Annotated in this window: 10 protein-coding genes; 7 read left to right on the forward strand and 3 right to left on the reverse strand. The window is 66.1% G+C overall.

All coding sequences use genetic code 11. The features are described 5' to 3' along the window. The 4 genes from R3280_RS13760 to R3280_RS13775 form a co-directional block, all read left to right on the forward strand. On the forward strand, nt 1–1656 hold a 1656-nt coding region (locus R3280_RS13760; RefSeq protein ID WP_318999184.1), incomplete at its 5' end, for a sensor histidine kinase. Beyond that, complete coding sequence (locus R3280_RS13765; protein WP_318999185.1) at nt 1653–3005, forward strand: sigma-54 dependent transcriptional regulator; 1353 nt, start codon at nt 1653–1655, stop codon at nt 3003–3005. The genes R3280_RS13760 and R3280_RS13765, both read left to right, overlap by 4 nt. A 31-nt stretch (nt 3006–3036) precedes the next feature. Continuing rightward, a complete protein-coding gene (locus tag R3280_RS13770) occupies nt 3037–4215 on the forward strand; it encodes a PatB family C-S lyase (protein WP_318999186.1) in 1179 nt (392 codons plus the stop codon). 102 nt (nt 4216–4317) lie between these two features. Beyond that, nucleotides 4318–5235 (forward strand): DMT family transporter, encoded by a 918-nt coding sequence (locus R3280_RS13775; RefSeq protein WP_318999187.1) that lies wholly within the window; start codon nt 4318–4320, stop codon nt 5233–5235. Here the strand turns inward: R3280_RS13775 and R3280_RS13780 are convergent. The 3 genes from R3280_RS13780 to R3280_RS13790 form a co-directional block, all read right to left on the reverse strand. Beyond that, nucleotides 5223–5504 carry a YebG family protein gene (locus R3280_RS13780; RefSeq protein ID WP_318999188.1) on the reverse strand — a complete coding sequence of 94 codons (282 nt, stop codon included), beginning with the start codon at nt 5502–5504 and terminating at the stop codon, nt 5223–5225. The genes R3280_RS13775 and R3280_RS13780 overlap by 13 nt on opposite strands. A gap of 121 nt (nt 5505–5625) precedes the next feature. Next, nucleotides 5626–6342, reverse strand: a complete 717-nt coding sequence (locus R3280_RS13785; protein ID WP_318999189.1) for a response regulator — start codon at nt 6340–6342, stop codon at nt 5626–5628. After that, nucleotides 6339–7931 (reverse strand): sensor histidine kinase, encoded by a 1593-nt coding sequence (locus R3280_RS13790; protein WP_318999193.1) that lies wholly within the window; start codon nt 7929–7931, stop codon nt 6339–6341. Before R3280_RS13790 ends, R3280_RS13785 begins: the two co-directional genes overlap by 4 nt. A 276-nt stretch (nt 7932–8207) precedes the next feature. Here R3280_RS13790 and R3280_RS13795 point away from each other — a divergent pair, with 276 nt between their 5' ends. From R3280_RS13795 to R3280_RS13805, 3 genes are read left to right on the forward strand one after another with little or no spacing between them, the layout of a single operon-like run. Continuing rightward, nucleotides 8208–9185 carry a Bug family tripartite tricarboxylate transporter substrate binding protein gene (locus R3280_RS13795; RefSeq protein ID WP_318999190.1) on the forward strand — a complete coding sequence of 326 codons (978 nt, stop codon included), beginning with the start codon at nt 8208–8210 and terminating at the stop codon, nt 9183–9185. Beyond that, entirely contained in the window at nt 9182–9628 is a 447-nt protein-coding gene (locus R3280_RS13800) for a tripartite tricarboxylate transporter TctB family protein (RefSeq protein ID WP_318999191.1), read from the forward strand. The genes R3280_RS13795 and R3280_RS13800 overlap by 4 nt, the downstream gene beginning before the upstream one ends. Beyond that, on the forward strand, nt 9628–11154 hold the full coding sequence (locus R3280_RS13805) for a tripartite tricarboxylate transporter permease (RefSeq protein ID WP_318999192.1): 1527 nt from the start codon (nt 9628–9630) through the stop codon (nt 11152–11154). Before R3280_RS13800 ends, R3280_RS13805 begins: the two co-directional genes overlap by 1 nt. Nucleotides 11155–11470: the final 316 nt, after the last annotated feature.

Genomic DNA, 11470 nt, shown 5'->3' on the forward strand with positions numbered 1-11470 from the left:
CCCATGCCGGAACTGATGGCGGAGCATCCGCTGCTGCAGGAGGCTTTGCAAACGCCATCCGACGCCGGGCTGCTGCTGCGGGCCAACGAGGAAATGAAGCGGATGGCGGACATCGTGGGCAGCTCCGACGTCTATCTCATGGACCGCACCGGTCTCACCATTGCCGCCAACAACTACGACCAGAAAAACAGTTTCGTCGGCAACAACTACGATTTCCGGCCCTATTTCAGCGAGGCCATGGCCACCGGCGAGTCCGCCATCTATTTTGCCCTGGGGCTGGCCTCCGACCTGCGCGGGCTCTACTTTTCCCATCCCATCAAGAACGACGGCGGTGACATCCTCGGGGTGATCGCCGTCAAAGTCCAGGTGCGGGAACTGGAGTCCCAGTGGCAGCGGCCGGCGTCCTTTGCCGAGGCCGAGATGGTGGTGCTGGACAACCAGGGCATCAGTTTCCTGGCCAGCCGCCCGGCCTGGCTGTACCGGGATTTCCGCCCGGACGAGCCGGCCGGGGATATGGTCCGGCTGCGCCAACGCTACCCTGGCCAGGACCTGACCGCCATGGCCATCACCGACCTGGGCCGGCCCATCTCGGTGTCCGAGCGCTCCCGTCGGGTGCGGCTGGAGGTGGACGGTCAGCCGCAGGAGTATCTGAGTGTGCGCACACCGCTGCCGCGGTTGGACTGGAGCCTGCAGGTGATGATCGGCACCGGCCCGGTGCTCTGGACCCGGGTCAAGTTCCTGGCCGGTGGCCTGGTGCTGTTTCTCGGCGGCTTCCTGACCTGGCTGTATCTGCGCGAACGCTACCGCCGGGAGGCGGAGCTGGCCCAGCGGGGTGAACAGCTGGAGCGGCGGGTGGCCGAACGCACCGCGGACCTGGAGGAGTCCAACCGTCAGCTGCTGGACGAGATCCGGCAGCGCGAGCAGGCCCAGAACGACCTCCGCGAGACCCAGGACGAGCTTATCCAGGCCGCCAAGCTGGCGGTGCTGGGGCAGATGTCCGCCGGCCTCAATCACGAGATGAACCAGCCGCTGACCGCCATCCAGGCCTACGCCCGCAACAGCCGGCGTTTCCTCGAGCGTGGTGATCGGGACATGGTGGATGCCAACCTGGCGGAGATTGTCCTGCTCTGCAAGAAAATGGCCGAGCTCACCCGCCAGTTCAAGGTCTTCGCCCGCAAGTCCGAGGGGCCGCCCGCCACCGTCGACCTGCGCCAGGCGGTGGATGCCGCCCTCAAGCTGGTGACCGCCCAGGACCGCAGCGATGGCGTCAGCATTGCCTGGCACCGGCCGGACCACCCGGTGTTGTGCCACGGCGACCTGATCCGCATCGAGCAGGTGCTGGTGAACCTCATGGCCAACGCCATGCAGGCGGTGGAGGGCGTGGCGGAACCGAAGATCAGCATCGTGGTGGAGGATCACAACCGCCAGTGGGTGTGCCGGGTCAGCGATAACGGCTCCGGCCTGCCGGCGGATACGGAACAGATCTTCGAACCCTTTTTCACCACCAAGTCGATGAAACAGGGATTGGGGCTGGGGCTGTCCATCTCGCGCCAGATCGTCGATGCCCTGGGCGGCCGCCTGACCGGTCGTAACCGGGTTGACGGTCCCGGTGCCGAATTCATCCTGGCACTGAAGAAACGGGAGGATAACGAATGAGTCACGGTGCCGTGCTGTTCATTGATGACGACCCGGACATCCGCCAGGTCATGGCCCAGACCCTGGCCCTGGAGGACCTGGAGGTCAGCTGCCTGGCGGACGGCGCCACCGCCCTGGCGCGGCTGGACACGGAGTTCCCCGGCGTGGTGCTGTGCGACTACAACATGCCGGGCATGGACGGCCTGGCGGTGCTGCGGTCAGTGGCCGCCATCGACCCGGACATCCCGGTGATCATCCTCACCGGCCAGGGCGACATCAGCACCGCCGTCACCGCCATGCAGCAGGGCGCCTACGATTTCATTGAAAAGCCCTTCGATCACGACGAGCTGATCGAGCTGCTCAAGCGTGCCCTGGAAAAACGCCGGCTGGCGCTGGAGAACCGCAACCTCAAGGCCCAGCTCAGGGCCCTGGCCCGGCCGGGCCCGCGGCTGGTGGGGGAGTCGCCAGCGATGCAGCGGGTGATGGCCACCATCGACCCGCTGCTGGATATCTCCGCCGACATCCTGCTGCGGGGCGAGACCGGCGCCGGCAAGGACGCCGTGGCCCGCTACATCCACGAGAACAGCCCCCGCCGCAACCACAACTTTGTCGCCATCAACTGCGGGGCGGTGCCGGAGAACCTGATCGAGAGCGAGCTCTTCGGGCATGAGGCCGGTGCCTTCACCGGTGCCGACAAGCGCCGCATCGGCAAGTTCGAGCATGCCCACCAGGGCACCCTGTTTCTGGACGAGGTGGAAAGCATGCCGCTGCCGCTGCAGGTCAAGCTGCTGCGGGTCATCGAGGAGCGCAAGGTGGAGCGCCTGGGCAGCAACACGCCGCTGGATGTGGATGTGCGCATCATTACCGCCAGCAAGGCGGACCTCAAGCAGCTCAGCGACCAGGGCGAATTCCGGGCCGATCTCTACTACCGGCTCAACGTGGTCCAGCTGGAAATTCCGGCCCTGCGGGAGCGCAAGGAAGACATTCCGATGCTGTTCCACCACTTTGTGCTGATTGCCGCCGCCCGCTACGATCGTGAGAGCATACCGCTGGACGCCGCCCAGGCGGCGCGCCTGATGCAGCACAGCTGGCCGGGCAACGTGCGCGAGCTGCGCAATCTGGCGGAGCGCTACGTGCTGCTGGGCCCGGCGGCACTGGCGGAAAGCCCGGACCAGATGGGGGCCGATATCGGCGGCCGTCAGACCCTGGCGGAGATGACCGACGCCTTCGAGCGGGCGGCACTGGTGAGTGCCCTCAATGCCTGCCAGGGCAGCATCAAGGACACCATGCTGCAGCTGGGGCTGGCCCGCAAAACCCTCTACGACAAGATGAAAAAACACGGTCTGGACAAGGCCGACTTCAAGGAATAACCACCCGCCACAGCACAGGAGCAGGCCTGGCATGACCGATTTCGATCAGCCGTTTTCCCGCGCCGACACCCATGCGGTCAAATACGACGCCCGCCAGGCGGTCTTCGGCAAAGCCGATGTGATGCCGCTGTGGGTGGCGGACATGGACCTGCCGTCGCCCCGGGCGGTCACCGAGGCGCTGGTAGCCCGGGCCCGGCACCCGGCCTACGGCTATACCCTGTTCCCGGACTCCCTCTACCAGGCCCAGATCGACTGGTTCCGGCGCCGTCACGGCTGGGCCACCGAGCGGGCCTGGCTGATGATGGCGCCGGGCGTGGTGCCGTCATTGCACGCGGCGGCCCTGGCCTTCGCCGAGCCGGGGGAGGGCATCATCGTGCAGCCGCCGGTGTACTTTCCGTTCTTCTCTGCCGTCACCCAGACCGGCCGCCGGCTGATCGAAAACCCGCTGCAGCTGCGGGACGGCCAGTGGCAGATGGATCTTGAGCACCTTGAACAATGCGCTTCCGATGGCGCCCGGTTGCTGTTCCTGTGTTCACCCCACAACCCTGTAGGCCGGGTCTGGCGCCGGGACGAGCTGGAAGCGGTGCTGGCCATTGCCCGTCGCCACGAACTGCTGGTGGTCAGTGATGAGATCCACTGTGACCTCACCTATCCGGACCGGCCGGCGCACACGGTTCTGGCCACCCTGGCCGGGCCGGAGGACCGGCTGATCACCACGGTGGCGGCCAGCAAGACCTTCAACATACCCGGCCTCGGGCTGTCCAGCATCGTGGCGCCGGATCCGGCCCACCGGTCGGCCCTGAAGCGGGAGTTCGAGCGTCTGCATATGGGTCAGTGCAATCCCTTCAGTATTGCCGGTTACGAGGCCGGTTACCGGGATGGCAAGGCCTGGCTGGACGAACTGCTGCCCTACCTGGCCGGCAACCGGGACTTCGTCCACCGCTTCATTGCCGAGCGGCTGCCGGAGATCCGCCTGGTGGACCCGGAGGGCACCTACCTGCTCTGGCTGGACTGCCGGGCCATGGGGATGTCGGATACCCAGCTGAAGGCCTTCTTCGTCGAGCAGGCCGGCGTCGGCCTGAGTCCCGGCGCCCAGTTCGGCACCGGCGGCAGGGGCCATATGCGGATGAATATCGGCGCGCCACGGCCCACGCTGGAGCAGGCCATGGCCCGCATCGAAGCGGCCATGGTGGCCTGGCGCCGGGCCTGACCGCCAACTGTACCGGTACAAAGCCCGGTGACTGTGATGCCCGGGCGCCGGCGCTTGTGGCATGCTGCCGGGGCGCCATTCACTGACCGCCAGGACGCTGCCATGAACACCACTTCCGAGGACACTATCTGGATCCGGCTGATGCCGGCCACCTTCGTGCTGCTCTGGAGTACCGGCTTTATCGGCGCCAAGTTTGGCCTGCCCTACGCGGAACCCTTCACCCTGCTGTTCTACCGCATGCTGCTGAGCCTGCTGTGCCTGGGGCTACTGGCCCTGGCCATCAGCGCCAGGTGGCCCGCCAGCTGGCGCCAGGCCGGCCACCTGGCGGTGACCGGGCTACTGGTGCACGGCGCTTATCTGGGCGGCGTTTTCACCGCGATTGAGGCGGGCATGCCCGCCGGCCTCACCGCCCTGGTGGTGGGTCTGCAGCCATTGCTGACCGGGGTGCTGACGGTGCTGGTGCTGAAGGAGCCGGTGTCCGGACGGGTCTGGCTCGGGCTGCTGCTGGGGCTGGTGGGGGTGATACTGGTGCTGGGGGAGAAGCTGGCGCCGGAGTCCGGCGGCCTGTTCGACGGCTTTCCGCTCTGGGCGGTATTGGCAGCGGTGGCGGCACTGTTCGGCATCGCCATGGGTACGCTTTACCAGAAGCGGTTTTGTGGCGCCACCGACCTGGTGAGTGGCGCCTTCATCCAGTACTGCGCGGCCGCGGTGCTGTTCGGTGCCCTGTCGTTCACGATCGAAACCCGCGAAGTCCAGTGGACGCCGCAACTGATGTTTGCCCTGGCCTGGCTGGTACTGGTGCTGTCGCTGGGGGCCATTGGCCTGCTGCTGGCACTGATTCGTCGCGGCGCCTCCGCCCAGGTGGCCAGCCTGTTCTATCTGGTCACGCCGGTCACCGCACTGGAGGCCTGGCTGTTGTTCGACGAGCGCCTGGGGCTGCTGGCCCTGGTGGGCACCGCGGTGGCGGTAAGCGGGGTCTATCTGGTGATTACGCCGGGCCGGCGCCGTCAGCCGGCCTGATCTGCCGGCTGGTTGAGCAGCTCCGGCTTTTTCAGGGCCCGGCCGAACAGGTCCTTTTCCTCCGCGATGGCCAGGGCGCAGCGCTCGGCCAGCTCCTCGGAGAGCCCCTCCACCCGCGCCACCAGGAACCGGGTCACTTCCTCGGACAGTTCCAGGACACGGTCCCGGGCATCGGCGTCGGCCTTGGATGAGAACAGCATCTTGTCGGGGTTCTTCAGCGCCATGTCCAGCCCGTCCCTCTCCGAGTAATACAGTGCTTTTACCGCCATGTCAGGTCTCCTTCAGGTGGCCGCACCTGGGCGGCCCTTCGAGTCGTCGGAGCGGAGTGTAACACCAATACTGTATTTATATACAGATCTGTTGCGGGAGTCTGCCACCAAGGTGTCCGATTCAGGATTTGGGTGATCCCGGCGCCGCGGCCCTCGACGCTGGCCGATACCGCCGTTCGGGCCGGCCGACGCTGCCATAGCTGACCTCGGCGGCCAGCTCCCCGGCGCTGACCAGGTACTCCAGGTAGCGGCGGGCGGTGGTGCGGGAGGCACCGATGTGGGCGCCGACGGCCTCGGCACTCCAGTCATCGGCGCTGTCCACAACGGCCCGGATCTTGTCCAGAGTGAGGGCGTCGATGCCCTTGGGCAGACGGGCGGGTGCCTCAGTGGCCGGTTCGCTCTGGGCCCGGGGCAGCAGGGCATCCACCTCGCTCTGGGCCACCCGGTCCAGGCCGGCCAATGCCGACTGGTGCTGGCGATAGTGCTCGATGGCTTCCGCCAGACGCTCGAATACCAAGGGTTTGAGGATGTAATCGAAGACGCCGGCCCGCAGGGCACTGCGCAGGGTGTCCACTTCCTTGGCGGCGGTAATCAGGATGACGTCGGTGACGCTGTTGGCGGCGCGGAGCTCCCGCAACAGGTCCAGGCCGCTGCCATCGGGAAAGTAGATGTCCAGCAGGATCAGCTCCGGCTGCAACACGTCGATCTGGTCGCGGGCGTCTGCCAGGGTGTGGGCCATGCCAACCAGTTCCACAGTCTCCAGCCGCGCCACAAAGCGGCGCTGGATTTCGGCAATCTGTCGGTCGTCCTCGACAATCATCAGTCGCAGTGGGGTCACGGCACCTCCGGATCAGGCCTGGCCTGCTTGGGTAGGTAGAGTGTAAACCGGCTGCCGCCTTCCTGCCGGGCCTCCACTGTGACCGACCCGCCCCAGCGCTCAACGAAACGTTTTACCAGGTGCAGGCCGATGCCGCGGTCATCGCCGGGCTTGCTGCTGACGCCCCGCTCGAAGATCCGTTGCGACGCTTCCGGTGCCACCCCCGGGCCCTGGTCCTCCACTTCGAAAATCAGGTCATGGCCCAGGTCGGTCATGCTGAGGCTGACCCGGCCACCGGCGCCCTGCTCCAGCCGGGTGGCTTCCAGGGCGTTGTCAATCAGGTTGCCCAGGGCGCTCACCAGCTGGTCCCGGGGCAGGACGGCCGGCAGGTCCGCCATCTGGCTGTCCGGGTCGATCTCCAGCCGCAGCCCCATTTCCCGGGCCCGGTTGTACTTGCCCAGCAGGCAGCCCGCCAGTACCGGGTCAGGCACCGAGTCCAGCAGCAGTTGGATCAGGGCCTGGTGATCGCTCACTTCGCTGCCGATCAGGGCCAGGGCCTGGTCGTTGGCGCCAATCTGGATCAGGCCGGCGATGGTGTGCAGCTTGTTGGAGTATTCGTGGGTCTGGCTGCGCAGGGTGTCGGCGTACTGCTGGATACGGGTGAGCTGGCGACTGACCTGGTCCAGTTCATCCCGCAGCCGGAAACTGGCCACCACGCCGGTAATCTCGCCGTTCTGGCGTACCGGCAGGCGGTTGACGATCATCTGCCGGCCCCGCAGCCAGACTTCCTGGTCGAACGCCGGCTCGCCGCTCGTGAGGGTCGCCATCAGGTTGTTCTCCGGCAGGATCTCGTTGATGGGCCGGCCCGCCAGCGGGGTGTCCGGCGCCAGCCCCAGGGTTTCAACGGCGGTGCGGTTGAAAGTGGTGATGATGCCGTCGCGGTTGATGGCAATGATGCCTTCCCTGACCGATTGCAGGGTGGCGTCCCGCTCCTGGAACAGGCGGGCGATCTGTTCCGGCTCCAGGCCGAAGATGGCGCGCTTGAAGCGCCCGGCAATCACCATGGCCGCGATGACGCTGGCCAGCAGCATGAGTCCCACCACGGTCCAGAGCACCAGGTTGTATCGCTGGATGGTGCCCTGGACCTGATCGAGGGAGTAGCCCACCGAGACGATGCCGATGATCTCGCCGCTGGCGGGTACGAAGATGGGGGCCTTGCCCCGCATGGACAGCCCCAGGCTGCCGCGGGCCACGTCCACGTAGCCGCGGCCCTCCACCAGGGCGATGCGGCCTTCGTCGGCATCGTCGTCCGCCATGGAGTGGCCGATGCGGTCCGGGTCCGGGTGGGCCAGGCGGATACCGCGGTCATCCCCGATGACGATGAAAAGGGCCTCGTTGGTGGCCGCCAGGTGCCGGCTCAGGGCCATCAGGCGGTCACTGTCCCGGCGCTGGACACCGTCGATCACCGCCGGCATACCCGCCACGGTTTTGGCCACCATCAGGGCCCGCTGGCCGATCTCCTCGTACAGGGACTCACTGAGGTAATAGCCTGCAAAGCCGCCAATGAGGCCGGTCTGGAGTGCGCCCACCAGGCCGAGGGCCAGGATCATGCGGGTTTTGAGTTTCAGTTTGCGAAGCACGGCCGGTCTTGAATCAGCTGGAGAAAACGGTTCTGACAGTGGTTAAAGCCTAATGCACGGGGCCCGGTATTGCCCGTGAACAATATGAACAAAACGCCCGCAAAGGTCTTTAAAGGCAATACGACCACAAACTTCTGTCGGCGCTGATCAAACTTTAGCCTTCCGGTATGCCGTTGCCATACGGTCATGCCCGGGGGTGACCTCACCTGCCGGGCTGTTACAACAACAAGCCAGAGGTGACTACCGATGCTTATCAAACGATGCCTGTCCTTCGTGGCCGTTGCCACGTTCAGTGTTTCTGCCATGGCCTGGCAGCCTTCCGGAAAAGTCGAATGTGTCGCGCCCTCAGATCCGGGCGGCGGCTGGGACTTCACCTGCCGAAGCGCCGGCAATGTACTGCAGGAACTGGAGCTGGTGCCCGGTACGGTGCAGACCATCAACATGGCCGGTGCCGGCGGCGGCGTCGCCTTCGCCCATACCGTCAGCAAACGCCGCGACGACAACAAGCTGCTGGTGGCGGCCTCCACCGCCACCACCACCCGCCTGGCCCAGCGCCAGTTCCCCGGCATGACCGCCGACATGGTGGAGTGGGTGGGTGCCCTGGGTGCGGACTACGGCATCATTGCCGTCAGCAAGGACTCCCGATACCAGAACCTCAACGACCTGATGGATGCGGTCAAGGCCGATCCGCGATCGGTCAAGTTCGCCGGCGGCAGCGCCCGCGGCGGCTGGGACCACCTCAAGGTGCTGATCACCGCCAACGCCGCCGGTGCCGACGAGCTGCCCTCGGTCCCCTACCTGTCCTACAACAACGGTGGCGAAGCCCTGACCCAGGTGGTGGGTGGCCAGGTGGACGCCTTTACCGGCGACATCTCCGAGGCCACCGGTTTCATGGATTCCGGCGACCTGCGCGTGATCGCGGTACTGGCGGACGAGCGCCTGCCCGGCAAGTTTGCCCACATTCCCACCGCCATCGAGCAGGGTATCGAGGCCGTTGGTCCAAACTGGCGCGGCTTCTACATGCCCAAGGGCGCCTCCGAGGAAGCCAAGCAGTACTGGACCCGGGCCATCGACACCCTCTACGCCAGCGAGCAGTGGAAACAGGTCATGACCCGCAACGGCCTGATTCCCTTCCATCCGCCGGCCGGCAAGTTCGATGCCTTCGTGCGCCAACAGGTGGAGGAAATCGAAACCATCTCCCGTGAGATAGGACTGCTGAAATGACGTTCATCGGCGACAGAATTCTCGGTATCGGCCTGCTGGTGCTGGCGGTAGCCTACGGCTGGGCCGCGCAGCAATGGCCCGAGCCTTTCGGCGGCGCCGAGGCGGTGGGACCGGAAACCTTCCCCACCATCCTGGCGGTGGTGCTGGCGCTGTCCAGCCTCTACCTGATCGTCAAGCCGGACCCCGACGCCCGGTGGCCCTGGGGCCGGACGGCGGCGGAGCTCCTGCTGGCGATCGTCATCCTGGTGGTTTATGCCCTGCTGATGGAGCCGTTGGGCTTCGTGCTGGCCACCACCGCCGCCGTCGGCGCCCTGTGCTGGCGCATGGGCGCCCGGCCGCTACCGGCCGTGCTGGTGGGGCTGGTCAGCGCCGTGGTGGTCTTCGTGACCTTCAATTACGGGCTGTCGCTGGCGCTGCCGGCCGGCCTGCTGGAGATTGAGTGATGGAAACCCTGCAATTTCTGATGGAAGGTTTTGCGGTGGCGCTGACCCCGCACAACCTCATGTTCGCCCTGTTCGGGGCGTTCATCGGCACCCTGATCGGCGCGCTGCCGGGTCTGGGGCCCGCCAACGGCGTCGCCATCCTGATCCCGCTGGCCTTCACCCTCGGGTTGCAGCCGGAAACCGCGATGATCCTGCTGACCTCGGTCTACGCCGGCGCCATGTACGGCGGCCGGATCTCGTCGATCCTGCTCAACATCCCCGGTGACGAACCGGCCATGATGACCTGCCTGGACGGCTACCCCATGGCCCAGAAGGGGCGGGCTGCCGAGGCCCTGGCGGTGTCGGCGCTGGCGTCCTTCGCCGGCGGCCTGATCGGCACCATCGGCCTGATCCTGCTGGCGCCGGTGCTGGCCCGCTTCGCGCTCACCTTCGGCCCGGCGGAATACTTCGCCCTGTTCATGCTGGCGTTCGCCACCCTCGGCGGCATCACCGGCAAGAACCCGGTCAAGACCGTGGTGGCGGCGGCCCTGGGTATCATGATCGCCACCGTGGGTATTGATATCTCTACCGGCACCCAGCGCTATACCTTCGGGGTGCTGGAGCTGTTCGAGGGTATCGATTTCATCCTGGCCATCGTCGGGCTGTTCGCCATTTCCGAGCTGCTGTTCTTCATCGAGCACCGGGCCGGCGCCGGCCGCAAACTGATCAAGGTGGGCAAACTGATGCTGCGGCCGAAAGAGCTGCTGTCCGCGGTGCCCACCATGTTCCGCGGCGGTATCCTCGGCTTTATCTCCGGCGTACTGCCGGGTGCCGGTGCCTCCCTGGGCAGTTTCATCAGCTATACCCTGGAGAAGCGGGTGCTGGGTAAAAAGGGCAGCTTCGGCGAGGGCGACATTCGTGGCGTGGCGGCACCGGAAGCGGGCAACAATGGCGCCTCCTCCGGCGCCCTGGTGCCCATGCTGACCCTGGGCGTACCCGGCAGCGGCACCACCGCGGTGCTGCTGGCCATGCTGATCTCGCTCAACATCACGCCCGGGCCGCTGATGTTCACCCAGAACGCCGACATCGTCTGGGGTGTGATAGTGGCGCTGCTGATCGGCAACGTGCTGTTGCTGATACTGAACATTCCGCTGATCGGCTTTTTCGTCAAGCTGCTGTCGGTACCCCCCATGTACCTGCTGCCCATTGTCACCATGGTGGCCTTCGTGGGCATCTACTCCATCAGCCACAGCACCTTCGATCTCTACTTCATGGTCGCTTTCGGCGTGGCCGGCTACGTGCTGCGCAAGCTGGAGATTCCGCTGGTGCCGATCATCCTGGGCATGCTGCTGGGGCCGGAGATGGAAAAGAACCTGGGTCATGCCCTGGTGCTGTCCGACGGCGACTGGAGCACGCTCTGGGGTACGCCACTGGCATTGGGTCTCTGGCTGGTGGCGGGCGTGGGCCTGCTGCTGCCCTACCTGGTGGGGCCGGTGCTGCGCCGGCGGATGCGCTCCTCCATCAAGGAGGACCCGGTGAGCGACTGAAACGCTGCAACTCTCCCTTCCACCCGCACTCTGTCACGGGTGACCTTCGGGGTCGGGCCTATGCCCGGCCCCTTTTTTGTCCAGCTTTGTGCAGGCGTGTCCACATCTGACGCCGGCACGGGTTGGTGGTCGTCGGCGGTCTTGCCATACTGGTGGCTCATTCGATGACAGGGAGATGCAACGATGGACAAGGTCTGCGCCATCATTGGTATCGGCCCGGGCAACGGTGAGGCCCTGGTCAGACGCTTCTGCGACGAGGGTTACCAGGTCGCGATGCTGACCCGCAGCGAGGACACCCTGAGCGACATGGAGCAGC

Origin of the sequence: Marinobacter sp. (assembly GCF_033722195.1) — a bacterium.
Lineage (GTDB): Bacteria > Pseudomonadota > Gammaproteobacteria > Pseudomonadales > Oleiphilaceae > Marinobacter.